At 70.3% G+C, this 24,178-nt stretch carries 24 protein-coding genes and 1 tRNA gene; 18 read left to right on the plus strand and 7 right to left on the minus strand.

What is annotated here, in order from left to right:
• The first annotated feature begins 4 nt into the window (after positions 1–4).
• From H181DRAFT_RS09350 to H181DRAFT_RS09385, 8 genes are all read left to right on the plus strand, one after another.
• A complete protein-coding gene (locus H181DRAFT_RS09350) occupies positions 5–1,381 on the plus strand; it encodes an FtsK/SpoIIIE domain-containing protein (RefSeq protein WP_045863795.1) in 1,377 nt (458 codons plus the stop codon).
• Between the two features lie 82 nt (positions 1,382–1,463).
• A complete protein-coding gene (locus H181DRAFT_RS09355) occupies positions 1,464–2,102 on the plus strand; it encodes a DUF2637 domain-containing protein (protein ID WP_045863796.1) in 639 nt (212 codons plus the stop codon).
• 19 nt (positions 2,103–2,121) lie between these two features.
• Positions 2,122–2,313 carry a mobile element transfer protein gene (locus H181DRAFT_RS09360; RefSeq protein ID WP_045863797.1) on the plus strand — a complete coding sequence of 64 codons (192 nt, stop codon included), beginning with the start codon at positions 2,122–2,124 and terminating at the stop codon, positions 2,311–2,313.
• Positions 2,314–2,329: 16 nt separating this feature from the next.
• Complete coding sequence (locus H181DRAFT_RS09365; RefSeq protein ID WP_045863798.1) at positions 2,330–2,524, plus strand: hypothetical protein; 195 nt, start codon at positions 2,330–2,332, stop codon at positions 2,522–2,524.
• Between the two features lie 13 nt (positions 2,525–2,537).
• The gene (locus H181DRAFT_RS29850; RefSeq protein ID WP_045863799.1) at positions 2,538–2,819 is read left to right on the plus strand and encodes a hypothetical protein; all 282 of its coding nucleotides are present in this window, start codon (positions 2,538–2,540) and stop codon (positions 2,817–2,819) included.
• A 151-nt stretch (positions 2,820–2,970) separates the two neighbouring features.
• Positions 2,971–4,311 carry a replication initiator gene (locus H181DRAFT_RS09375; RefSeq protein ID WP_074467784.1) on the plus strand — a complete coding sequence of 447 codons (1,341 nt, stop codon included), beginning with the start codon at positions 2,971–2,973 and terminating at the stop codon, positions 4,309–4,311.
• On the plus strand, positions 4,308–4,523 hold the full coding sequence (locus tag H181DRAFT_RS09380; protein WP_045863802.1) for an excisionase family DNA-binding protein: 216 nt from the start codon (positions 4,308–4,310) through the stop codon (positions 4,521–4,523). Before H181DRAFT_RS09375 ends, H181DRAFT_RS09380 begins: the two co-directional genes overlap by 4 nt.
• Complete coding sequence (locus H181DRAFT_RS09385) at positions 4,523–5,695, plus strand: tyrosine-type recombinase/integrase (RefSeq protein WP_175439736.1); 1,173 nt, start codon at positions 4,523–4,525, stop codon at positions 5,693–5,695. The genes H181DRAFT_RS09380 and H181DRAFT_RS09385 overlap by 1 nt, the downstream gene beginning before the upstream one ends.
• 61 nt (positions 5,696–5,756) lie before the next feature.
• On the opposite strand, the gene H181DRAFT_RS09390 is transcribed toward H181DRAFT_RS09385, so the two are convergent.
• Positions 5,757–5,830: transfer RNA gene (locus H181DRAFT_RS09390), tRNA-Gly, on the minus strand.
• 639 nt (positions 5,831–6,469) lie between these two features.
• Between H181DRAFT_RS09390 and dcd the strand changes: the two genes are divergently transcribed.
• A complete protein-coding gene (dcd, locus tag H181DRAFT_RS09400) occupies positions 6,470–7,045 on the plus strand; it encodes a dCTP deaminase (protein WP_045863804.1) in 576 nt (191 codons plus the stop codon).
• A gap of 58 nt (positions 7,046–7,103) precedes the next feature.
• On the plus strand, positions 7,104–7,604 hold the full coding sequence (locus H181DRAFT_RS09405; protein WP_045863805.1) for a phosphoribosyltransferase: 501 nt from the start codon (positions 7,104–7,106) through the stop codon (positions 7,602–7,604).
• Between the two features lie 99 nt (positions 7,605–7,703).
• On the opposite strand, the gene H181DRAFT_RS09410 is transcribed toward H181DRAFT_RS09405, so the two are convergent.
• Complete coding sequence (locus H181DRAFT_RS09410; protein WP_139131690.1) at positions 7,704–8,249, minus strand: GNAT family N-acetyltransferase; 546 nt, start codon at positions 8,247–8,249, stop codon at positions 7,704–7,706.
• Positions 8,250–8,431: 182 nt separating this feature from the next.
• Here H181DRAFT_RS09410 and H181DRAFT_RS09415 point away from each other — a divergent pair, with 182 nt between their 5' ends.
• Positions 8,432–8,686 carry a hypothetical protein gene (locus H181DRAFT_RS09415; protein WP_045863806.1) on the plus strand — a complete coding sequence of 85 codons (255 nt, stop codon included), beginning with the start codon at positions 8,432–8,434 and terminating at the stop codon, positions 8,684–8,686.
• A 157-nt stretch (positions 8,687–8,843) separates the two neighbouring features.
• Here H181DRAFT_RS09415 and H181DRAFT_RS09420 read toward each other — a convergent pair whose 3' ends face one another.
• The 3 genes from H181DRAFT_RS09420 to H181DRAFT_RS09430 all read right to left on the minus strand — a co-directional run bounded on the left by H181DRAFT_RS09420 (position 8,844) and on the right by H181DRAFT_RS09430 (position 13,292).
• Positions 8,844–9,827 (minus strand): Yip1 family protein, encoded by a 984-nt coding sequence (locus H181DRAFT_RS09420; RefSeq protein ID WP_045863807.1) that lies wholly within the window; start codon positions 9,825–9,827, stop codon positions 8,844–8,846.
• A gap of 139 nt (positions 9,828–9,966) precedes the next feature.
• The gene (locus H181DRAFT_RS09425) at positions 9,967–10,374 is read right to left on the minus strand and encodes an ATP-binding protein (RefSeq protein ID WP_045863808.1); all 408 of its coding nucleotides are present in this window, start codon (positions 10,372–10,374) and stop codon (positions 9,967–9,969) included.
• 611 nt (positions 10,375–10,985) lie between these two features.
• Positions 10,986–13,292: a (Fe-S)-binding protein gene (locus H181DRAFT_RS09430; RefSeq protein WP_045863809.1), complete on the minus strand. Its 2,307-nt coding sequence runs from the start codon at positions 13,290–13,292 to the stop codon at positions 10,986–10,988.
• Between the two features lie 344 nt (positions 13,293–13,636).
• On the opposite strand from H181DRAFT_RS09430, the gene dnaK reads away from it, so the two are divergent.
• The 5 genes from dnaK to H181DRAFT_RS09455 all read left to right on the plus strand — a co-directional run bounded on the left by dnaK (position 13,637) and on the right by H181DRAFT_RS09455 (position 19,024).
• Positions 13,637–15,505 (plus strand): molecular chaperone DnaK, encoded by a 1,869-nt coding sequence (gene dnaK, locus H181DRAFT_RS09435; RefSeq protein ID WP_045863810.1) that lies wholly within the window; start codon positions 13,637–13,639, stop codon positions 15,503–15,505.
• Complete coding sequence (grpE, locus tag H181DRAFT_RS09440; protein ID WP_045863811.1) at positions 15,502–16,242, plus strand: nucleotide exchange factor GrpE; 741 nt, start codon at positions 15,502–15,504, stop codon at positions 16,240–16,242. The genes dnaK and grpE overlap by 4 nt, the downstream gene beginning before the upstream one ends.
• Positions 16,243–16,329: 87 nt before the next feature.
• On the plus strand, positions 16,330–17,529 hold the full coding sequence (dnaJ, locus tag H181DRAFT_RS09445; RefSeq protein WP_045863812.1) for a molecular chaperone DnaJ: 1,200 nt from the start codon (positions 16,330–16,332) through the stop codon (positions 17,527–17,529).
• Position 17,530: 1 nt separating this feature from the next.
• A complete protein-coding gene (locus tag H181DRAFT_RS09450; RefSeq protein ID WP_045863813.1) occupies positions 17,531–17,986 on the plus strand; it encodes a heat shock protein transcriptional repressor HspR in 456 nt (151 codons plus the stop codon).
• A gap of 225 nt (positions 17,987–18,211) precedes the next feature.
• Entirely contained in the window at positions 18,212–19,024 is an 813-nt protein-coding gene (locus tag H181DRAFT_RS09455; protein ID WP_139131691.1) for a trypsin-like serine peptidase, read from the plus strand.
• Between the two features lie 98 nt (positions 19,025–19,122).
• Here H181DRAFT_RS09455 and H181DRAFT_RS09460 read toward each other — a convergent pair whose 3' ends face one another.
• Positions 19,123–19,554, minus strand: coding sequence for a pyridoxamine 5'-phosphate oxidase family protein (locus H181DRAFT_RS09460; protein ID WP_045863815.1), 432 nt, complete (start codon positions 19,552–19,554; stop codon positions 19,123–19,125).
• A 155-nt stretch (positions 19,555–19,709) separates the two neighbouring features.
• On the opposite strand from H181DRAFT_RS09460, the gene clpB reads away from it, so the two are divergent.
• Complete coding sequence (gene clpB / locus H181DRAFT_RS09465) at positions 19,710–22,319, plus strand: ATP-dependent chaperone ClpB (protein ID WP_045863816.1); 2,610 nt, start codon at positions 19,710–19,712, stop codon at positions 22,317–22,319.
• Positions 22,320–22,364: 45 nt separating this feature from the next.
• Here clpB and H181DRAFT_RS09470 read toward each other — a convergent pair whose 3' ends face one another.
• Positions 22,365–23,216, minus strand: a complete 852-nt coding sequence (locus tag H181DRAFT_RS09470) for an alpha/beta fold hydrolase (protein ID WP_045863817.1) — start codon at positions 23,214–23,216, stop codon at positions 22,365–22,367.
• A 122-nt stretch (positions 23,217–23,338) separates the two neighbouring features.
• Between H181DRAFT_RS09470 and H181DRAFT_RS09475 the strand changes: the two genes are divergently transcribed.
• Positions 23,339–23,953 carry a TetR/AcrR family transcriptional regulator gene (locus H181DRAFT_RS09475; RefSeq protein WP_045863818.1) on the plus strand — a complete coding sequence of 205 codons (615 nt, stop codon included), beginning with the start codon at positions 23,339–23,341 and terminating at the stop codon, positions 23,951–23,953.
• The last annotated feature ends 225 nt before the right edge of the window (positions 23,954–24,178 follow it).

The raw sequence follows: 24,178 nt of genomic DNA on the forward strand, positions 1-24,178 counted from the left end.
CCTGATGTCGGATCTGATGGCGCTGATGGAGGTGGGTGGCCCACTCGCTGCTGCTGGTGGCGGGGCCGCCTACCTCCGGGCCCGGCATCCGGCCGCGTACTGGTCCACGGTTGGCCTCCCGGTTTCGGTGGCCCGGCTGTTGGGCTCGTATGGGTCGGTCATGGACTCTTGCGGGCTGACGGTTCCGCCGTCACGGCTGCGGGTGTTCGCCACGCGCGCGACGACTCGTCGCGAGGTGCGTCCGGTACCTCCTCGCCGGGGCCTGATACGGCCGACGTCGACCGGGATGCGGCTGAGACTGCGGCTTGCTCCGGGGCAGGAGCCGGCGGACGTGGCGGCTTCGGCTGAGCGTCTCCGGCATTCCTGGGGTGTTCACGCCGTCTACGTGGACGAGGTGAAGCCCGGCGTCGTCGAATTGCGGCTCGTCGGCTTCGACGTGCTGGACCGGGTGCGGATGCCTCGCAAGGCAGGTGACGGCTTCCTCCGGGTGCCTGTGGCTCTGCGGGAGGACGCGACCGCGTTCGTACGGGACTACCGCGCGATGCCCCACCAGCTCACCCTCGGCGCGACGCTGTCGGGGAAGTCGATGTACCTGCGGAACCTCGTCACCGGTCTCGCTGGTCAACGGGTCGCGCTCGCCGGAATCGACTGCAAGCGCGGAGTGGAGCTGGCGCCCTTCGCCCCGCGGCTGTCTGCTCTGGCGACCGAGCCGGGGGAGGCGGCGGAATTGTTGCCGGTGCTGGTGCGGCTGATGGAGGAGCGCTACGACCTCATCAAGGCACGGCAGGGCATCGCACCGAACACGCCGGACGAGGAGATCACTTCGGACGTGTGGGGATTGCCCGAGCATCAACGGCCGGTGCCGGTCGTGTTGTTCGTCGACGAGGTCGCCGAACTCTTCCTCGTCGCGACGCGGAAGGACGAGGAGAGGCGGGACGAGATGGTCACCCAGCTCATCCGTCTCGCCCAGCTCGGCCGTGCCGCTGGCATCTACCTGGAGGTGTGCGGACAGCGCTTCGGGGCTGAACTGGGCAAGGGCGCCACCATGCTCCGTGCCCAGCTCTCCGGCCGCGTCTGCCACCGCGTCAACGACGAACCGTCCGCAAAAATGGCGCTCGGCGACATCGCCCCCGAGGCGGTCGAGGCCGTCTGTGCCATCGCCCCGGAACGGCCCGGCCTGGCCGTGGCCGGTGACACCTCCGGCGGCTGGTCCCGCATCCGCACGCCGTACCTGTCCCTGGCCGACGCTGCCGCCGTCTGCCAGGAAGCCGCGCACATGGTGCCGGACGTGCCTGCTCTGGACCCGTTCCGGCCAGCCGCCCCGGTGCCCTCGGTCGGCCAGCCGATCTCGCTGGTGAAGCCCCGCCCGGTCCTCGACTGACTCCCCGCCCAACCCGGTTGGCGTGACCGCCTCGCGCCACGTCCCTACCCCTCCCATGCCTGAAACAGAAAGGAGGCACCTCGTGCGCGCTCAACTGCCTCGTGTCGACGCCGTATTGATCCAAGCCGTCATCGCCGCCGCGCTGTCCTTCGCGCACCTGCACGACCTGGCCTCGGCCGCCGGACAGGACGGCTGGAAGGCGTGGGCCTACCCGGTCTCCGTCGACCTGCTGTTGGTCGCTGCCTGGCGGCGGCTGAGGTCCGGACGGGACAAGGCTGCGGGCTGGTGCTGGTTCCTTGTCGCCCTGGCCGCGTCGCTCGGCGCGAACATCTCAACTGCCGGCCTTCTCGACCTGGACGACGTGCCCGCCTGGCTCCGCATCCTCGTCGCCGGATGGCCCGCGCTGGCCTTCCTCGGCGGGACGCTCCTCGCGCACGGATCGAACGAGCCTGCTGCGGCGGAGAGTTCGGAGCCCGTCATGACCACCGAGCAGGAATCCAGCGCTCCCGTCGAGCCGGTAGCTGAGGAACCGCCAGCGCTGGCGCCCGCCAAGCCGGAGAGCACTACGCCGGCGGTCCCGGCTGCCCTCGTCGCTCACGCCCGCAAGGTCGCCGATGCCCACCAGGCCCGGACCGGTGCACGCATCGACACAGCCACACTCCGTGCCCGCCTCGGCGTCCCCACGCCGCTCGCCGAACAGATCGCCGCCCAACTCCCCTGACCAGACAGGAGAACTCGCCGTGTCCTTAAACCGCCGCTTCCGTCGCATGACTCGCGTCGGCCCGGTCCAGGTCGGTACCGCCTACGACAACCGCGGCCGCGAGAAGCACACCGCCGCCTGCACCGCCCCGCGCTGCGGCTTCTCCGCCGACTACGACTCTCGCGCCGCCGCCGAACTCGCCGCCCGCACGCACCGCTGCCCCGTCCGCTGAAAGGAGCCCGTCCACCATGACTGTCAGCCTGCCCCTGGTCGTCGTCCTTGGACTCATCGCCTGGGGAGCCGTGAAGTTCCTCGGCGTCCGCATATGGCTCGTCGTCGTGATCGCCCTCTTCGGCTTCTACCTCGCCGACACCTTCCTGGCCCCTGCCATCGACTCCGGCACCCGCAACGGAGTCCAGGTCATCAACGGCACCCACGACTGAGAGGAGAACCGCCATGCTCTTCCGCCCTCAACTGCCCGACACGCCGCAGCTTCCGGCGCCTTCCGGAACCCCCGTCGGCCCTGCCCCGGTCGTCACGCAGCATCACGCGTCGACCCCGGTCGCGCCGGCTCCCCGTCGGTCGCTTCCGTCCGTCAGCGCTGGCGCCATTGGCCTCGTGCTCCTGGGCGGCGTCGTCCTCACGGCGCTCCTGACAGCCGTCGCCGTCTCAGCCATCTCCGTGGCGGTCGCTGCCGTGGTTCTGCGCTCGCTCCTGAACTCACAGCACCGCCGCTGAGCGGCTACCGGGGCGGTCTCGATACCGCCAAGCATCAACCGCCCCGGCAGCCCGACCCCTTCCAGCCGAAGCCGAAAGGAGAAGGACCATCATCACCCGCCAGAGCCCGACTCCACTCAAGGAACTCGGGACGCTCGCCTCGACCGGGTCTCTGCCCGATATCCTCCGCCAGCTCTCCACGCTCGGTGGTTGCACTCACCCCGTACGTCTCGCTGGCCAACGGACCGAACATCGCGTCGACACCGCCACGGGTGAGATCGGCGCGGAGCTGCACCGCCTCAACTCCCAGGACCTGCCCGCCGGTCACCTCCTGGTGAGGTGCGGCAACCGCCGTACGACGCGTTGTGCGGCCTGTGCGGAGACCTACCGCCGGGACACCTTCCACCTGATCACTGCCGGACTCCGCGGCGGAAAAGGCACACCCGAGACGGTCACCTCGCACCCGCGGGTCTTCGCGACGTTCACCGCTCCGAGCTTCGGCCCGGTCCACAACCGGCCCACCTCGCCTAGCGGTTCAGTACGTCCCTGCCGTTGCGGTAAGCGTCACGAGGAAGACGACGCTCTACTCGGCACACCGCTCGACGCCGATACGTACGACTACGAAGCCGCGGTTCTGTGGAACGCGCACGCCGGGATGCTCTGGCGGCGCTTCACCATCTACGTGCGCCGCGAGGTCGCCAAACGGGCCGGGCTGACACAGCGCGCATTCCGGCACTTCGCCCGCGTCTCCTTCGCCAAGGTCGCCGAGTACCAGAAGCGCGGGGCCGTCCACTTCCACGCCGTCATCCGTCTCGACGGACCGACGGGCGGGGACAGTTCGCCTCCGGCCTGGGCAACGGCCGATCTGCTGACCGACGCCATCGAGGCCGCCACGCACAAGGTGAGAGTGGCGGGCCCCGTCGTCGACGGGCGTACGCACTCCTTCACCTTCGGCCGCCAGCTCGACGTACGCACCATCCACGGCCCGGACTTCGACGGTGGGCAGCAGCTGACGGATCGCACGGTGGCCGCGTACATCGCCAAGTACGCCACCAAGGGCGCCGAGACAGCCACCGGAACCCTCGACCGCCGGCTGAAGTTCGTCGCCGAGCTCGCGCAGCTCGACATCCGCCCCCACGCCGAGCGAATGATCCGCACCGCCTGGGCTCTCGGCGCCCGCAAGGACTTGACTCAACTGCGGCTGCGGGCCTGGGCTCACATGCTCGGCTTCCGCGGCCACTTCTCCACCAAGACCCGCCGCTACTCCACCACCCTCGGCGCACTCCGCAACGCCCGCGCCGAGTGGCGCCGACTCCAAGCCGCCATCGCACGCGGCGAAAACCATCCACAGCCCGTGGACAACAACGGTTCCCGCGAAGAGACGACGCTCGTCCTCGCGCACTGGTCCTTCGTCGGCACCGGCCTCGATCCGATCGAGCAATGGCTATCCGCCTCGCTCGCCGAACCCAGCACACCAACGGCCACCAGCACGGAAGGAGAGATCGCACGATGACGGACCGATACCTCAGCGTCGACCAGGTCGCCGAACTCCTCGGCACCACCGCCCGGTTCCCCCGCCGACTGATTGCCGAGCGACGCATCACCTTCGTCAAGGTCGGCCGCCACGTGCGCATCCCAGAGAGTGCCCTCGCCGCCTACATCGAGGAGAGAACTGTCCAGCCGATGCGTCCGCGTCGTTCCCGCCCCCGGAAGGCGGCTGCCTGATGGCGAACAAGAGCGGAAAGCGTCGCCGGTTCGGGGCTGTCCGCAAGCTGCCCTCGGGGCGCTGGCAGGCCCGCTATCCGGGTCCCGACGGGCTCATGCGCCCGGCTGATCGGACCTTCGAGAGCAAGGCAGACGCGGAAGTCTGGCTCTCGCAGACCGAAGCGGACCTGACGCGTGGCGACTGGCAGGACCCTGACGCGGGAGCGGTCAACTTCGAGACCTACGCACGACAGTGGGTTGTTGAGCGCGGCCTGCGTCCCACGACGGCGGAGCTGTACCGCCGGCTTCTCCGTCTTCACCTGGTGCCTTTCTTCGGAACGCTGGACGTGGACGAGATCACCGCGCCTCGCGTACGGACCTGGCGGACTGAGCGGCTGGCGGAGACCGACGCACCGACCACCGTGGCGAAGGCGTATCGGCTCCTGAAGGCGATCCTCGAGACTGCCGTCGATGACGAGCTGATCCGCCGCAACCCCTGTCGCATCAAGGGCGCCGGACAGGAGAAGGCTCCGGAACGGCCGGTCGCCACGGTCGAGCAGGTCTACGCGATTGCCGATGCGATGGGTCCGCGTTGGCGCCTGATGGTCCTCCTCGGCGCCTTCGCCACGCTCCGCCCGGAGGAGCTGGCCGAGCTGCGCCGCGGTGACGTCGACCTGGACGCCGGAACGCTGCGCATCTCCCTCGCCTCACCGGAGCTGACAACCGGCCGCCGGGTCACCGGAGAGCCGAAGTCGACGGCGGGCAAGCGCACGCTGATCCTGCCCGCGTTCATCCACACCGATCTAAAGCGGCACATCGAATGGTTCGCTGAAAAGGAGACCGACGGACTGCTGTTCGTCGGCGAAAAGGGTGCACCTTTCCGGCGCTCGACGTTCGGGCGGAAGTGGCGGAAGGCCCGTGCGAAGGTCGGCCTCCCGGAAGGCTTCCGCTTCTACGATCTTCGTCACACCGGAAACACCCTCGCCGCTGACACAGGGGCGAAGCTCAAGGACCTCATGGTCCGGATGGGACAGTCGTCTGTTCGCGCGGCGCTGATCTATCAGCACTCCTCGCTCACCCACCAGCGCGAGCTGGCCGACAGCATCGACGCCCGCGTACGGGCCCAGCGTGCGAGGGAGGGCCAGGAGCCGGCGGCCAAGCGTTCTGGCACGGATCTGGCACGCGACGCTTAGAACCGTTGGAACCGTCCGTACAACAAAGAAGTCCCGGGCCTCTGGCCTGGGGCTTTTTCCTTGGAGCGGGTGACGGGAATCGAACCCGCGCTCTGAGCTTGGGAAGCTCATGTTCTACCATTAAACTACACCCGCGAGTAGCCGAGAGTGACCGGCTACAACGCCGATAACTGTACCCCATCCATGACCCCCGCCGCACAGGCGAAGGGGTCTTTTTGCTGCTCCGGGACGGGGGCCGGGGCCTGCGGCGCAAGGGAGTTGGGGCGTAGCGTGAGGCGGGGCGCCCTCCTCGGAGGGCTGTCGGCTTGATCCCCTAATGTGGCTTTGGTCGTCCACGAGTTGGGGAGAGGAGAGCGATGGAGGACACCGTCGTTCAGTGTGCCGAGGGCCACGTGTTCAGTACCTCGACGTTCCCGATGCAGAACCTGGGGGAGGACCGCATCGGGCGCGGCCGGCTGCTGCGATGTCCGCGTTGTGCGCGGTTGCGGCAGGCGGTGCCCGTCTCTCCCCCGGTTGCTGTGCCCCCGCCCGCGGCGCCCGGGCAGGCTCGCGGGGACGGGGCCGCTTCGCGCCCTGGGCGAGGATCCGGGCGGCCGGGGCCGTACGGGCGGTAGCGCCGCGGCCGTGCCTGCGGCCGGCCCGCGCATGAGCAGGCTGTCCGCGCGCACGAAGTCGGCGCCCGCGCGCACCAACCCCCGCAGGTACGAAGCCCGCGTGCGGTCGAGGGGCCGGTCCGATTGGGCCGGCCCCTCGTCGTGCGCGTAGTCTCAGCCCGTGCTTCTCTCTGACAAGGACATTCGCGCCGAGATCGACAGTGGCCGGGTGCGGATCGAGCCGTACGACGCCACGATGGTGCAGCCGTCGAGCATCGATGTCCGTCTGGACCGCTACTTCCGGGTGTTCGAGAATCACCGGTACCCCCATATCGATCCTGCCGTCGAGCAGTCCGATCTGACGCGGCTGATCGAGGCGGAGGGCGACGAGCCGTTCATCCTGCACCCCGGTGAGTTCGTGCTCGCGTCGACGTACGAGGTCGTCTCCTTGCCGGACGACATCGCGTCGCGCCTGGAGGGCAAGAGTTCCCTCGGGCGGCTGGGGCTGCTGACGCATTCGACTGCGGGGTTCATCGACCCCGGCTTCTCCGGTCACGTGACGCTGGAGCTGTCGAACGTGGCCACGCTGCCGATAAAGCTGTGGCCCGGCATGAAGATCGGGCAGCTGTGCATGTTCCGCCTGACGTCGCCCGCGGAGCACCCGTACGGTTCGGCGCTGCACGGTTCCCGCTACCAGGGTCAGCGCGGGCCGACCCCGTCGCGCTCGTATCTGAAGTTCCACCGCACGCAGGTCTGACGGCGCTGCCGCACGGGCAACGGCCGTCAGACACAGACAGCCGAGAGGCAGGCGCGAGATGAGTGACGACGAGCGGGAAAATCTGACGTACTCCCTCTTCGGCCAGGCTGTACGGGAGTTGGCCCGGGCCGTGGCCGACGACTCGTACGACCCGGACATCGTGCTGTCCATCGCGCGCGGGGGACTCTTCGTCGCCGGCGGCCTCGGTTACGCGCTGGACGTGAAGAACCTCCATGTCATGAACGTGGAGTTCTACACCGGCGTCGGTCAGACGCTGGACATGCCGGTGATGCTTCCGCCCGTACCGAACGTCGTCGATCTGAGCCGCAAGAAGGTGCTCATCGCGGACGACGTCGCGGACACCGGCCGCACCTTGAAGCTGGTGCAGGACTTCTGCGCGGAGCACGTCGCCGAGGTGCGCAGCGCGGTGATCTACGAGAAGCCGCAGTCGGTGGTGAAGTGCGAGTACGTGTGGAAGCGCACGGACAGGTGGATCAACTTCCCGTGGAGTGTCGACCCGCCTGTCGTGCAACGTGACGGCCAGGTCCTCGACGCCTGAGCCGGGAGCCGGACGGAGACGCGGCCGTCGTACCCGCCATCGGCAGCACCCCGCTCGGAAGCCCCGCTCCCACCGGGGAGCGACCCACCGCGAACCCGCCTATCGGCCGAGGCGCCGGGTCCAGGCCTCGCGGGGCGGGCCGCCGGAAGGGGGTGTGATCTTTCCGAGGTTCTGCCAGGACCAGGATTGCAGCGCGCCCCGGGCGGGTGCGTTGTCCTGGTCGATCAGGGTGACGGCGAGGCTGATTCCCGAGCGGCTCAGCAGATGCTCCTGGAGCCGGGTGGCGACGCGGGAGCGGCGGCCGGACGGCAGGACCATCAGCTCCGTCATCACGAACGCCCGCCCGGCCGCGGTGAGTTCGACCAGTTCGCCGGGGAGTTCACCGTGCAGGCCGTGCCACCACTCGTCCGTGCGGTCGGCCTGGTAGCCGTAGACGCTGCCCACCAGGCGGCCGCCGGCGCTGGCGATCACGAGTTCGAAACCGGAGCGCTGAACGTGCTCGCCGAGGCGCCGCAGGTACTCCTCACGGTCGTGGAACTCCTCGCTCGGCATCCCCTTGTAGGCCTCGACGTACAGGTCGGCGACCGCGTCCCGTTCCCTGTCGGCCTGCCATCGGCTGAGCCGTCGCAGAAACACCTCCGTCACGCCCACGCCCCCTCTGCGCTCGCCCTGCGACCAGCCCCGGCCGCCGGGGCGGCGTAGGCTGAAGATACTGAGAATACGTCGTCCACAGGCTTCCGAGCCGTCCTCGTCGCCGGTTGGGTCCGGCCGGCCACCGCCGGGTGCGCCGGGCCGTCGCCGCCGGCAGCGCGAGAGGAGCGACAGCTATGGACATCCTCGTGACCGTCGGGGTCATCGTGCTGCTCATCGCACTGACGGCACTCATGATCCACCTGCTGAACGTGCGGCACCAGCAGAGCATCGTCACCCACCGCTACGACACCTTCCACCCGGGCAACCCGCCGGAGGGCGAGGGCGCGGAGCACGCGGGACCGGAACATCCGCATCCGCGCGCTGGCGGCCCGCGTTTCAAGAGGACGGGCAGGGACGGCGGCGAGGACGGCCGGCGGCGCGAGGGGTAGCCGGACGCGAGGCCCGTATCGGCCGTCGCCGGTCAGCCGGAGGGGTGGCCGTCGCCGCGGCGGACGTACGGGCCGGACAGCAAGCGGGGCGCGGCCGACGTCACCGCGCCCCCGTGTACCGCGGTGGGACGCGTCCCCCGCGGCCTCAGAAGCGGCCTCAGAAGTTGCCGAGCTTGATCAGCACCAGCAGTGCCAGCAGCTGCACCGCGGACACTCCCAGGGCACGAGGCCAGGGGAGGTCGTGCGAACGGCTGACCATGGACGTCAGGAGAGCCCCGCCCGCGATCCAGGTGATCCAGCCGACCGCCTGCGACACCGTGTGCTCACCGCCGAGGAACAGGGCGGCGAGGACCCGCGGTGCGTCCGTGAGGGACATGATCAGCATCGACAGGCCGGCGGTGGGCGCCCATGTGCCCGTGCCTCCGAACTGCCGGGCGAGCGTGTGGGTCACCGACCCGAGGATCAGCCCGAAGACCACGAAGGCGACGGCCGCGCCCAGGACGCTCGGCGCCGCGGTCGCGATCGTGTTGCTGGTGAGATCCTCGCGGGTGTCCTCGCCGAGGCTGAACGGCGCGAGCATCCCGTAGAGCGCGGTGACGACGATCGCGGGGAGCCACACGGCGTGGTCCCGCATCCGCCAGAAGGTGGCGTTGGGCCGCAGGACGATGCCGCTCAGCAGCTCCTTCCAGTGGAGCCGCGGACCGGGGGGCGGCGCATGCCGGTCGGGGGCGCCGGGGCCCTCGCCGGCGTAGGCGCCGCCGGGGGCGTACGGGTCCGGGACGGTGAAGGAGCGGGTGTGGCCCGGGCTGTCCGTGTACGGGTCGCTCCCGTGCCGGTGCCCGCCGGGGCCTTGCGGGGGCCGTCCGTGCGAGGGGCCTCCGGCGTACGGGCCGGGCCCGAACTGCGCGCCCTGTCCGTACGGGGCCTGCGAGCCGTAGGGCGGCGGCGAGCCGTGCGGCTCACCCAGGTACTCGGGTTCGCCATGGCTGCCCGGCCGGCCCGGCCACTGCTGCGGCGGGCGCTGCCCGTACGGCCCCGGGCCGGGGGGCGCCTGTCCCGGCTGCCCCTGAGGTCCGCGGTTCTGCCCTTGCTGCTGCGCGTTCCGGGAGCCCCGGCCGCGTCCGATCCTGAAACCAGCCACGTCGTCGAACGTACCTTGTCCCCGCAGCCGTCAGGCCGGGCGAGGAGGATTGAGGACGGCATTGTGGCCGTTCCGGTACAACCCGTAGGGCTCTCCCCTACGGCTTCGCCGACGCGGGCTGACGGGCGGTCGGCCGGACTCAGCCGCCCGGCAGGCGCACCGCCAGCGTCACCACCGCGCCGCAGCCCGGCCCGGCGGGTTCGACCGTGAGCCGGTCCGTGACGAGCTTGGCCAGCCACAGGCCGCGTCCGGCGGTGGCCCCGGCGACGCCGGGTGCCAGCTCCGGGATGACGTCCTCGGAGAAGCCCGGCCCGGAGTCCTCCACCTGGCACTCCAGCTCGCCGTCGAGGTGACGCAGCACCAACCGCCCTGTGCCTCCGGCGTGTTCGACCGCGTTCGTCGCCACCGCGTCGACGGCGACCACGAATTCACCTCTGCGTGGTTCCCCCAGGCCCGCGGCCGCCGCGCACTCCTCGACCTCGATCCGGATGCGTGGGAGGTCTCGTGAGGTGAAGTGCAGGCGGCACAGGCGCTCATTGGTCAGCATCCGTCATCTCCCCGACGCTGAGGTCCAGTGAACGGAACGAGTCCGCCCCGAGCCCGTGCTGCATGCGGGCCGGCCGTGGACGTGGCGCACGGGCCGGGCCGTGGTCGTGGCCCCTGCCGTGGTCGTCGCGCCGCCGTCTGCGTCCCGCATGGTCTCCGGTGGTCTGCTGTTGTCAGGCCCGTACGTGCGTAAGGGCCGCGCCGAGCGGCGCCCGGGCGTCCGGGCTTCGGCTCCCGGTCCGCCGGCGCGGTGGCGTACGGGGGCGGAGAGCACCTTCCGCCGCTCGGGGACAGGGCGGTTCCCCGCCATCTCCTCGCCGCCGTCCGGCACCCGGGTCGCCTCCTTCACCGCGCCGCTATGGCTGTCGCTGGTCAGCGAGGCTAAGCGGCAGGAGGCCCGATGGGTATCCCCCGAAGGGGATTGACCTGTGAAGAACATTAAGTGACTGAATACGAACGGACCTTGCCGCATGCGAAACGGAGCTTGCCGTGCAGGACGACAAGCTCCGTCACGGCTCTGTCCGGGCTCCGTTCAGAGCCCCGCCGGAAGCCCCTTGCGCGAGGCTTCCGGCGCGTTGCCCGCGCGGCTCCGGAAGAACCCTGCGCGCAGGGTCACTTCGCGGGCTCGGGCTCCGTCTCCTCCTCCGGTTCCTTTTCGCCGGACGGCTCTCCGGGTGTCTTCACCGAGTCCAGGAGCAGCTGCGCGACGTCCACGACCCGCAGGTCCTCCTTCGCCGCCTTGTCGTTCTTCTTGCCGTTGACGGAGTCCGTCAGCATGACGAGGCAGAAGGGGCACGCCGTCGAGACGATGTCGGGGTTCAGGGAGAGTGCCTCGTCGACGCGCTCGTTGTTGATGCGCTTGCCGATGCGCTCCTCCATCCACATGCGGGCGCCGCCGGCGCCGCAGCAGAAGCCGCGCTCCTTGTGGCGGTGCATCTCCTCGTTCCGCAGCCCCGGCACCTTGCCGATGATCTCGCGCGGGGGCGTGTAGACCTGGTTGTGGCGGCCCAGGTAGCAGGGGTCGTGGTACGTGATCAGGCCCTCGACCGGGGTGACGGGGACGAGCCTGCCCTCGTCGACGAGGTGCTGGAGGAGCTGGGTGTGGTGGATGACCTCGTAGTGCCCGCCGAGCTGCGGGTACTCGTTGGCGAGGGTGTTGAAGCAGTGGGGGCAGGTCGCGACGATCTTCTTCTTCGACTTCTCGACCGTGACGCCCTCGCCGCCCTCCTCCTCCGGGTCGGACTCGCCGAACGCGGCGTTGAGGGTGGCGACGTTCTCCTCACCGAGCTGCTGGAAGAGGAACTCGTTGCCGAGGCGGCGCGGTGAGTCGCCGGTGCACTTCTCGTCGCCGCCCATGATCGCGAAGTTGACGCCGGCGATGTGCAGCAGCTCCGCGAACGCCTTCGTGGTCTTCTTGGCCCGGTCCTCCAGGGCGCCGGCGCAGCCCACCCAGTACAGGTAGTCGACCTCGGTGAGGTCCTCGACGGTCTTGCCGACGACGGGCACCTCGAAGCCGGTCTCCTCGGCCAGCTCCTTCGTCCACGCAAGGCGCTGCTTCTTCGCCATGCCCCAGGGGTTGCCCTTCTTCTCCAGGTTCTTGAGCATCGTCCCGGCCTCGCTCGGGAAGGAGCTCTCGATCATCACCTGGTAGCGGCGCATGTCGACGATGTGGTCGATGTGCTCGATGTCGACGGGGCACTGCTCGACGCACGCGCCGCACGTGGTGCACGACCACAGCACGTCCGGGTCGATGACGCCGCCCTCCTCGGCGGTGCCGATCAGCGGACGCTCGGCCTCCGCCAGCGCGGACTGCGGGACGTCCTTCAGCTGCTCCTCGGACGCCTTCTCCTCGCCCTCCATCGTCTTGCCGCCGCCGGCGAGGAGGTAGGGGGCCTTGGCGTGCGCGTGGTCGCGCAGCGACATGATCAGCAGCTTGGGCGAGAGCGGCTTGCCGGTGTTCCAGGCGGGGCACTGCGACTGGCAGCGGCCGCACTCGGTGCAGGTCGAGAAGTCGAGGATGCCCTTCCAGGAGAAGTCCTCGACCTGGGAGGCGCCGAAGCGGACCTCTTCCTCGTTGTCGTCGTCGAGGGCCGTCTCGAAGTCGATCTCCTTGCCGCCGGAGACCATCGGCTTCAGCTCGCCCAGCGCGGTGCCGCCGTCGGCGTTCCTCTTGAACCAGATGTTGGGGAAGGCGAGGAAGCGGTGCCAGGCCACGCCCATGTTGGTGTTGAGCCCGATGGTGATCGCCCAGATCATCGTCACGCTGAGCTTGATCATGGCGAAGAGGTAGACCAGGTTCTGCAGCGTGCCGGTGCTGAGACCGTCGAAGGCGGCGACGAGCGGGTACGACACGAAGTACGAGGCCTCGTAGCCGGACACGTGGTGCAGCGCGCCCTCCAGGGCCCGCAGTACGAGGATGGCCACGCCGATGGTGAGGATGACGTACTCGACGAAGTACGCCTGCCACGCCTTCGACCCCGCGAACCGCGACTTGCGGCCGGCCCGCGAGGGCAGGCTCGCGAGCCGGATGCCGATCAGCACGAGGATGCCGAGCGTCGTCATGGCGCCGATGAACTCGGTGTACATCTCGTACGGCAGCCAGCCGCCGACGACCGGCAGCATCCAGTCCGCCCGGAACAGCTGCCCGTAGGCGTTGACGATCGTCAGCCCCAGGGTGAGGAAGCCGACGGCGACGAACCAGTGCGCGACGCCGACGACGCCCCAGCGGTTCATGCGGGTGTGGCCGACGAACTCGCGGGCGAGCGTGCGCGTGCGTCCGCCCGGATCATCCGTGCGCGTGCCCGCGGGCACCGGCTGCCCGAGCCGGACGAAGCGGAAGATCTGCGCGACGGCGCGCGCGAGCAGTGCGATACCGACCACGGTCAGCACCAGCGAAACGACGATCGCGGCGAGTTGCATGCGGGCTCCTCGGACCTGCGGGCGAGCATGCGTGCGGCTGCGCGGCTCGCTCTGGCGTACTAAGCGGTAACTTATGTAGTCCGTTCGAGACTACCCACTTTCCCGGCGGTGCTGGTACCCGGGCGCGCGGTGATCTGCGTCGCGGGGGTGCGACGCGTCGAGCGTCCGCCGAGGGCAACCCTGACGGCTGCGCCCGGACTTCCTCCCGTGCCTGCTCAGCGGCCGGGTGCGCATAAAGACGGCATAAGAGTTGAGCCCTGTCCACTCAAGGCGTTTGACGTTCCCTGCCTCGCCGTGCACTCTTGAGTCAGCTTCACTCAAGACATCAGCTGGAGGAAACCGAAATGGCACGTGCGGTCGGCATCGACCTGGGCACGACGAACTCCGTCGTCAGTGTTCTCGAAGGCGGTGAGCCCACCGTCATCACCAACGCCGAGGGCGCCAGGACCACGCCGTCCGTCGTGGCCTTCGCGAAGAACGGCGAGGTGCTCGTCGGCGAGGTGGCCAAGCGTCAGGCCGTCACCAACGTCGACAGGACGGTCCGGTCGGTCAAGCGCCACATGGGCACCGACTGGAAGATCAACCTGGACGGCAAGGACTTCAACCCCCAGCAGATGAGCGCCTTCGTGCTCCAGAAGCTGAAGCGGGACGCGGAGGCCTACCTCGGCGAGAAGGTCGAGGACGCCGTCGTCACCGTCCCGGCGTACTTCAACGACGCCGAGCGCCAGGCCACGAAGGAGGCCGGTGAGATCGCCGGTCTGAACGTGCTGCGCATCGTCAACGAGCCGACGGCCGCCGCTCTCGCCTACGGGCTGGAGAAGGAAGACCAGACGATCCTGGTCTTCGACCTCGGCGGCGGCACCTTCGACGTCTCGCTGCTGGAGATCGGCGACGGCGTCGTCGAGGTGAAGGCCACCAACGGTGACAACCAGCTCGGCGGTGACGACTGGGACCAGCGGGTCGTCGACCACCTGGTCAAGCAGTTCCACTCGGGCCACGGCGTGGACCTGTCGAAGGACAAGATGGCTCTCCAGCGTCTCCGCGAGGCCGCGGAGAAGGCGAAGATCGAGCTGTCCAGCTCCACCGAGACCAACATCAACCTGCCCTACATCACGGCGTCCGCCGAGGGCCCGCTGCACCTGGACGAGAAGCTCACGCGCGCCCAGTTCCAGCAGCTGACGCAGGACCTGCTGGAGCGGTGCAAGACGCCGTTCCACAACGTCATCAAGGACGCCGGCATCCAGCTCTCCGAGATCGACCACGTCGTCCTCGTCGGCGGCTCGACGCGTATGCCCGCGGTCGCCGAGCTGGTGCGCGACCTGACCGGCGGCAAGGACGCGAACAAGGGCGTCAACCCGGACGAGGTCGTCGCCATCGGCGCCAGCCTCCAGGCCGGTGTGCTCAAGGGCGAGGTCAAGGACGTCCTGCTGCTCGACGTCACCCCGCTGTCCCTCGGCATCGAGACCAAGGGCGGCATCATGACCAAGCTGATCGAGCGCAACACCACGATTCCTACGAAGCGTTCGGAGACCTTCACCACGGCCGAGGACAACCAGCCGTCGGTGCAGATCCAGGTCTTCCAGGGTGAGCGCGAGATCGCGGCGTACAACAAGAAGCTCGGCATGTTCGAGCTGACGGGCCTGCCGCCCGCCCCGCGCAACGTGCCGCAGATCGAGGTCACCTTCGACATCGACGCGAACGGCATCATGCACGTCTCCGCGAAGGACCTGGGGACGGGCAAGGAGCAGCGGATGACCGTCACGGGCGGTTCGGCGCTTCCGAAGGAAGACATCGAGCGCATGATGCGCGACGCCGAGCAGTACGCCGACGAGGACGCCAAGCGCCGCGAGTCCGCCGAGACGCGCAACCAGGCCGAGCAGCTGGTCTACACGACGGAGAAGTTCCTCCAGGACAACGAGGAGAAGGTCCCCGGCGAGATCAAGACCGAGGTCGAGGCCGCCGTCGAGGACCTGAAGGAGAAGCTGAAGGGCGAGGACACGGCGGCCATCCGCGAGGCCAGCGAGAAGGTCGCGGCGACCAGCCAGAAGCTGGGCCAGGCCATGTACGCCGACGCCCAGGCCGCCCAGGGCGAGGCCGGCGCTCAGGCCGGTGCCGAGGGTGCCGCGGGCGAGTCCAAGGCCGACGGTGACGACGACGTCGTGGACGCCGAGATCGTGGACGACGAGCAGAAGCCGAAGGATGGTGCAGCGTGACGGAGGAGACCCCGGGCTTCGACCAGAAGTCCGACGTCCCCACCGACGCCGTACAGCCCGATGACGCTGCGGCGCAGGCCGCCGGTGCCTCCCCCGCCGACGAGGCGGGGGGCCCGGCGGACGGGGCCGGGGACGTTCCCGAGACCGAGCAGGAAGGCCAGGCCGGTCAGGAGCCGATCCAGGGTCAGGTCCAGGGCCAGGGCGGAGAGCTCGGCCCGCAGGAGGCGGCGCTGACCGCCCAGCTGGACCAGACCCGCACGGCGCTCCAGGAGCGCACGCAGGATCTCCAGCGTCTGCAGGCCGAGTTCCAGAACTACCGCCGTCGCGTCGAGCGGGACCGCGCCTCCGTCAAGGAGGTCGCTGTCGCGAACCTGCTGACGGAGCTGCTGCCCGTCCTCGACGACATCGGCCGGGCGCGGGACCACGGCGAACTCGTGGGCGGTTTCAAGTCCGTCGCCGAGTCGCTGGAGATGGTCGCCGCCAAGATGGGTCTGATGCAGTTCGGCAAGGAGGGGGAGCCCTTCGACCCGACTGTGCACGAGGCGCTGATGCACTCGTACTCGCCCGACGTCACCGAGACGACGTGCGTGCAGATTCTCCAGCCCGGGTATCGCATCGGCGAGCGCACGATCCGTCCCGCGAGGGTGGGCGTCGCTGAGCCGCAGCCGGGTGCTCAGGGCCCGGCAGGCGAGGAGCCCGCCGACGAAGAGGAGAACGGTGGCCCCGAGCAGGGCTGACCAGGGAAGCGAGCTGGACGGGGGGATCGGCCCGGACCTCGGGCCGGTCCCCGGCCGGGGTACCGAGCGGGAGGAGGGACGCCGCGGATGAGTACGAAGGACTTCATCGAGAAGGACTACTACAAGGTTCTCGGTGTCCCGAAGGACGCCACCGAGGCCGAGATCAAGAAGGCCTACCGGAAGCTCGCACGTGAGAACCACCCCGACGCCAACCGGGGCGACGCCAAGGCCGAGGAGCGCTTCAAGAACGCTTCCGAGGCGTACGACGTACTGGGCGATCCCAAGCGCCGCAAGGAGTACGACGAGGCGCGCACCCTGTTCGGCAACGGCGGGATCAGGACGGGCGGGCCCGGCGGCCCCGGTGGCGCGGGCGGATTCAACTTCGACCTGAGCGACCTCTTCGGGGGCGGCCAGCCGGGCGGCGGCCCGGGCGGCCCCGGTGGCGCGGGCGGCTTCGGCGGCGGTCTCGGCGACGTCTTCGGAGGTCTGTTCAACCGTGGCGGCGCCGGTACGCGTACCCAGCCCCGGCGCGGCCAGGACGTCGAGTCCGAGGTGACGCTCAGCTTCACCGAGGCAGTCGACGGTGCCACCGTGCCGCTGCGGATGTCCTCCTCGGCGGCGTGCAAGACGTGTGCCGGCACGGGTGACAAGAACGGCACGCCCCGGGTGTGCCCCACCTGCGTCGGCACCGGTCAGGTCTCACGCGGCGGCGGTGGGGGCTTCTCGCTGACCGACCCGTGCCTGGACTGCAAGGGCCGCGGCCTGATCGCCCAGGACCCGTGCGACACGTGCAAGGGCTCCGGCAAGGCGACGAGTTCGCGCACCATGCAGGTCCGCATCCCGGCGGGCGTCAGCGACGGGCAGCGCATCCGGCTGCGCGGCAAGGGCGCCCCCGGCGAGCGGGGCGGCCCGGCCGGCGACCTCTACGTGATCGTGCACGTCGACGCGCATCCGGTCTTCGGCCGCCGCGGCGACAACCTGACGGTGTCGGTGCCGGTCACCTACCCGGAGGCGGCGCTCGGCGGCGAGATCAAGGTGCCCACCCTCGGCGGTCCGCCCGTCACGCTCAAACTGCCGCCGGGCACGCCGAGCGGTCGTACGATGCGGGCACGCGGAAAGGGTGCCGTGCGCAAGGACGGGACGCGCGGCGACCTGCTGGTCACGATCGACGTATCGGTTCCGAAGGATTTGAGCGACAAGGCGAAGGGCATCCTGGAGTCCTACCGCGAGGCGACGGCGGCGGAGGACCCGAGGGCCGCGCTGTTCAAGGCCGCGAAGGGAGACTGAGGTGAACGGCCGGGGCGGACGACGCAATCCTTATCAGCTGACGGACGAGTCACCGGTGTACGTCATCTCGGTGGCCGCTCAGCTCTCGGGCCTGCACCCGCAGACGCTGCGGCAGTACGACCGTCTGGGTCTCGTCTCGCCGGACCGGGCGGCCGGCCGCGGCCGCAGGTACTCCGCCCGGGACATCGAACTGCTGCGTCAGGTGCAGGAGCTGAGCCAGGACGAGGGCATCAACCTCGCGGGCATCAAGCGCATCATCGAACTGGAGAACCAGGTCGCCGCGCTCAAGTCGCGCGTCGTCGAACTGCAGCAGGCGGTCGAGGGCGCAGCGGCGGCCATGCAGCAGCGCGAGGCCCAGGTCCACGCCTCGTACCGCCGGGACCTCGTGCCGTACCAGGACGTGCATCCGCAGTCCGGGGCGCTCGTCGTCTGGCGTCCCAAGAAGAGCCGCGACTGAGCACGTCAGTTGCCCGAACGGCCCCCTCGCGCGTCCGGCGCGCAGGGGGCCTCGGTGCGGCAGGGACGCGCGGGGCCCCGGCGGCCCCTGGCAGGCGCCCCCGCTCGGCAGGGCCGCCGTGCAGCCTGCCCGACACGTACGGCTGTGCGAGGCGGAACATGCACGTGTAACCCGACCGGGTGTGTGCAGTTGGCCGCAGGGGCGGGTCAGGCCGAGCGTGGGGGCATGACGTCGACACGCGCGGCACTTACCGCTTTCGTGACATGCACCACCGCCCTGGCCGTGATGGGCGCGGCCGGCGCTCCGGCGCCCTACCCGCCGCCCTCCGAGGGGAGCCGGTGGCCGCACGGGACGGTCAGAACGGTCGGGAGGCTTGTCGCGAAGCTGTCGGACAACCAGGTCGAGTCGTGCTCGGCAGCCGTCGTCGACTCTCCGAGCGGCAGCGTCGTCGCGACGGCGGCGCACTGCATCGCCAGCCCGGAGCGTCCGCAGAAGCCGCAGGCGATCTACTTCCAGCCCGGTTACGAGGGGCAGGGCGGCCCGAAGGCCGTCCTCGCGAAGGGCTGGAAGGCCACGTCGTGGCGGACGGCACCGGGCTGGGACGTGCGCAAGGAGCTGGAGGCGATCCTCCCGCACGACTGGGCGTTCCTGCGGATGGAGAAGCGGGGCGGGCGCACCATCCAGGACGTGCACGGCGCGAATACCCTGAAGACGGAGCCGGTTCCGGGCGGCACGACGGCCACGCTCGGCTACCCGGTCACCTCGCCCTACGACGGGGAGTCGCTGAACTACTGCGCGGGCGAGGCACGCCGCTACGGCCGCGGTGAGATCGCGGCGGCCAACGTCGGGGCCCTGGCGCTCGAGCCGTGCCGGCTGACGCAGGGCGTCAGCGGCGGTCCGTGGCTGCGGGACTTCGACAAGTCGCGGGGTGCCGGGACGCTGGTGGCCGTGACGTCCGTCGGTTCGGACGACGAACTGCTGGGGCGGCCCTACCCGAAGTCGGCGAAGACGCTGCTGAAGGAGATCGGGGGCCGCTGAGCCGCTGCCCCGGCGTCTGCTCCGTCTGCTCCCTTCCCCGCCCCGGCCGCGCCCTGCCCCGGCCGGGGGTTCCGTGGCAGCACGGGCGGCGGGCCCGTTCAGACGCCGCGCCCCATCGTGCGGTCCACGGCGATCTCGATGAGCACGCGCTCGGGGTTGGGGCGGGGCCGGCGGCCGTAGCGCTCCTCGTAGCGGCGCTCGGCGTCCGAGACCGCGTCCGCGTCCTCACGTACGCGGGCGCGGCCTTCCAGTGTCGACCAGCGCCCGCCGTCGACCTGGCAGAGCGCCACCCGCATGCCTTCGGCGCCCGCCGCCGCGATGTTCCGCACCTTCTTGCTGGTCCGGCGCGATACGACGCGGGCCGTCGCCGTACCCGGTTCGAAGGTGACGCTGACGGGCACCACGTGCGGGGTGCCCCCGGGCCTGAGGGTCGTGAGCGTGGCGTAGTGGCGTTCCCGCCAGAAGGCGGCAAGGGCTTCGGAGACGTCGGCTGCCGGAAGCGGTGCGGGGGAGGAAGGCGTACGCGTCATGGGAACGAACCTAACGCCCCTATAGTTGAGTGGAATAGACTCAACTTGCTGGATGCTGAACAGTGCAGTGGGGGTACCCGCCGGACCGGGCTGTACGGTCCCGGCCGGCCGGGGCGCTACCGAAGAGCAGCGAGAAGAAGGAGGCACGCACGCCAGTGGACGCCGAGCTGACCAACAAGAGCCGTGACGCGATCAGCGGGGCGAACGACCGTGCGGTGACGGACGGGCACCCCGACATCACACCTGCCCATCTGCTCCTCGCGCTGCTCCAGGGCGAGGACAACGAGAACATCTCCGACCTGCTCTCCGCCGTCGAAGCGGACCAGGCCGCGCTGCGCTCCGGCGCCGAGCGCCAGCTCGCCGCGCTGCCCAGCGTCAAGGGATCGACGGTCGGCAAGCCGCAGCCGAACCGCCCACTGCTGGCGGTCATCGCGGACGCCACCCAGCGTGCGAAGGAGCTGGGCGACGCGTACGTCTCCACCGAGCACCTGCTGATCGCGCTCGCCGCCGAGGGCGGGCAGACGGCCGACCTGCTCAGGGACAACGGCGCCACCGACAAGAAGCTGCTGGAGGCGTTCCAGGCGGTGCGCGGGAGCCGGCGCGTGACGTCGCCCGACCCGGAGGGCACGTACAAGGCGCTCGAGAAGTTCGGCACCGACTTCACGGCCGCGGCGCGCGAGGGCAAGCTCGACCCGGTCATCGGGCGTGACCAGGAGATCCGCCGCGTGGTGCAGGTGCTCTCCCGGCGTACGAAGAACAACCCGGTCCTCATCGGCGAGCCCGGCGTCGGCAAGACGGCGGTCGTGGAGGGGCTGGCGCAGCGGATCGTCAAGGGCGACGTGCCCGAGTCGCTGCGTGACAAGCGGCTGGTGGCGCTGGACCTCGGCGCGATGGTGGCCGGCGCGAAGTACCGCGGTGAGTTCGAGGAACGCCTGAAGACGGTGCTGTCGGAGATCAAGGAGAGCGACGGCCAGATCATCACGTTCATCGACGAGCTGCACACGGTCGTCGGCGCGGGCGCCGGAGGCGATTCCGCCATGGACGCGGGCAACATGCTGAAGCCGATGCTCGCCCGCGGGGAGCTGCGCATGGTCGGCGCCACGACGCTCGACGAGTACCGCGAGCGCATCGAGAAGGACGCAGCCCTGGAGCGCCGCTTCCAGCAGGTGCTGGTGGCGGAGCCCACGGTGGAGGACTCCATCGCGATCCTGCGCGGCCTCAAGGGCCGGTACGAGGCGCACCACAAGGTGCAGATCGCGGACAGTGCCCTCGTGGCGGCCGCCGCCCTGTCCGACCGGTACATCACCTCCCGGTTCCTGCCGGACAAGGCGATCGACCTCGTCGACGAAGCCGCGTCCCGGCTGCGTATGGAGATCGACTCCTCCCCCGTCGAGATCGACGAACTCCAGCGCTCCGTCGACCGGTTGAAGATGGAGGAGCTGGCCCTGGCCAACGAGACCGACCCCGGCTCCGTCGAGCGCCTGGAGCGGCTCCGTCTCGAACTGGCCGACCGCGAGGAGGAGTTGCGGGGGCTGACGGCCCGCTGGGAGAAGGAGAAGCAGGGCCTCAACCGCGTCGGTGAGCTGAAGGAGAAGCTCGACGAGCTGCGCGGGCAGGCCGAACGCGCCCAGCGCGAGGGGGACTTCGAGGCGGCGTCGCAGCTGCTGTACGGAGAGATCCCCGGCCTGGAGCGGGAGCTGGAGGAGGCCTCCGCCGCCGAGGAGGAAGCCGCCTCGCAGCCCGAGCGGGAGACGATGGTCAAGGAGGAGGTCGGCCGGGACGACATCGCCGACGTCGTCGCCTCCTGGACCGGCATCCCCGCGGGGCGGCTGCTGGAGGGCGAGACGCAGAAGCTGCTGCGCATGGAGGACGAGCTGGGCAGGCGGCTGATCGGTCAGAGCGAGGCCGTCAGGGCGGTCTCCGACGCCGTGCGGCGCACGCGGGCCGGCATCGCCGACCCCGACAGGCCCACCGGCTCGTTCCTCTTCCTCGGCCCGACCGGCGTCGGCAAGACCGAACTGGCCAAGGCGCTCGCGGAGTTCCTCTTCGACGACGAGCGGGCGATGGTCCGCATCGACATGAGCGAGTACGGCGAGAAGCACTCGGTGGCACGGCTGGTGGGTGCTCCGCCCGGTTACGTCGGCTACGAGGAGGGCGGCCAGCTGACCGAGGCGGTGCGGCGCCGCCCGTACTCCGTCGTGCTGCTGGACGAGGTGGAGAAGGCGCACCACGAGGTCTTCGACGTGCTGCTGCAGGTCCTCGACGACGGGCGCCTCACCGACGGGCAGGGCCGCACCGTCGACTTCCGCAACGCCATCCTCGTCCTCACCTCCAACCTGGGCAGCCAGTACCTGATGGACCCCCTGGAGAAGGAGGAGGAGAAGAAGGAGAAGGTGCTCGCCACCGTACGGTCCTCCTTCCGGCCGGAGTTCCTGAACCGGCTGGACGACGTGGTCGTCTTCTCGGCTCTGAGCACCGACGAGCTCGCCCGCATCGCCGGCCTGCAGATCGAGGGACTGCGCCGGAGGCTCGCGGAGCGGCGGCTGGAGCTGGACGTCACTCCGGAGGCACTGGAGTGGCTGGCACGGGAGGGCAACGACCCGGCGTACGGCGCACGTCCGCTGCGCCGCCTCGTGCAGACGGCGATCGGCGACCAGCTCGCCCGCGAGATCCTCTCCGGCGAGGTGCTCGACGGCGACACCGTGCGGGTGGAAGCCGCGCCGGACGGCGGGAGCCTGGAGGTCACCTCGGCGCGCGGATCCTGACAGCGGCGGACGGGAGGCGGTGCGGGGAGTCAGCCGCGCCGCCCCTCACCGTGACGGGCGGCGCAGGAAGCCGCCGATCTCCTCGACGACGCGTTCGGGGGCGTCCTCCATGAGGAAGTGACCGGCCTCCGGGACGACGGTCAGTTCAGCCCCGGGGATGTCGCCGCTGAGCCGCCGCGCGTAGTGGAGGGGCTGCCACCGGTCTCCCTCGCCCCACAGGATGCGGACGGGCATGGCGAGGTCTCCGAGCCGGCCGCTGATCTCCTCGGTGTACTTCGAGTCGTAGTGGCGCACCTGGTGCTCGAAGAAGGAGACGCGGCCCAGCGCCGACCGGTGGGGTGCCAGGTACGCCTCGAGGGTGCCGCCGGTCATGAGCGACTCGTCGGCGACGGTCATTCGGAGCTGACGGGTCAGCAGGGCGTCGAACGCCTCCTGCGGCATGCTCGTGAAGCCGTCCAGGTGCTCGTCGATGATCTTCCGCCAGGTCGAGGACGGCCACGAGTCGTAGCTGACCGGGTCGATGGCCATCAGCCGCCGCACCCGGCCGGGGTGGTCGAGGGCGAAGCGCAGGCCGACGGCGCCGCCGATGTCGTGCGCCACGATGTTCGCCTGCTCGATGCCCAGCGCGTCGAGGAGGCGGGCCAGCAGGTCCGTCTGGGCGGCGACCGACGTGTCGCGGTCCACGGGACGCTCCGAGCGGCCGTACCCCAGCAGGTCGTAGACGACGGCGCGGAAGCCGGCCTCCTCGATGTGCGGGACGACGTCGCGCCACTCGTGGGAGTGCGAGGGCGTGCCGTGGATGAAGACCACCGGCTCGCCCCGGCCGCGGTCCCGGTAGGCGAGGCGTACCCCGTCGACGACGAGGTGGTCGGTCAGGAGGGGCGTCAGGAGGGACATGAGTCTCCGGGGGAGTCGGCGGGGGCACGGGTGTGGAGTTCATGGATCCGGCAGTTGCGGCGGGCAGCCGCGTACGGACTACACTAGGTAGACCGGTCTACCTAGTGCAACCGAGGTGTGTGATGAGTCAGGTGGAGCGACCGAGAGGCGCCGGGAGGCGGCGGCCGGCCCGTGAACGTGTCCTGGCCGCCGCGGCACGGCGCTTCTACGCCGACGGCGTCGCCGCGACCGGCATCGACGCGATCACTGCCGAGGCGGGCGTGGCGAAGATGAGCCTGTACAACAACTTCTCCTCCAAGGCCGAGCTCGTCCGGGCCTACCTGGACGCCCGGCACGAGGAGTGGCTGGCGCACTACCGCGCACGCCTCCGGCAGGACGGAAGCCCCCGCGAGGGCGTGCTGGCGGTCTTCGACACGTACGCCGACAGCGCCGCCTCCGTCCACGCGCAGGGCTTCCGCGGCTGCGGGCTGCTCAACGCCGCCGCCGAGCTGCCCGACGGGGACGAGAGCCGGGCAGCGGTACGCCGCCACAAGGAGGAGGTCGAGCGCCTCGTCGGCGAGCACATGGAGGCGATGCTGCCCGGCCGGCCCACAGCGGCCCGCACGACGGCAGAACACCTGTCGTTCCTGCTGGAGGGTGCGATGACGCGTGCCGGCCTGGAAGGAGACGGCAGCCGCCTGCGGCACGCCCGTGCCATGGCGGAGGACCTGCTGGACCAGGCACTGGACCGGCGGTGAGGCGGCCTCGCGCCGCCGGCGCGGATCCGGCGGGCTTGACGCCGGGCCCCGTCCGCGATCCGTCCCTCCCGAGCCCGTTCCGTGCCCGTTACGCGTCCGATCGGCGTCCGGCCCGCGTCCCCGTCCGCTCTCGGGCAGCGGCAGACCGAGCGGCGGGAGCCGTGACGTCCGGGGTTGCGTGTACGGGGCTTGTGTGAGGGAGGATGGCAGGAACCGTAAGAAGGG

The organism is Streptomyces sp. WMMB 714 (assembly GCF_900090125.1).
GTDB lineage: Bacteria > Actinomycetota > Actinomycetes > Streptomycetales > Streptomycetaceae > Streptomyces > Streptomyces daqingensis.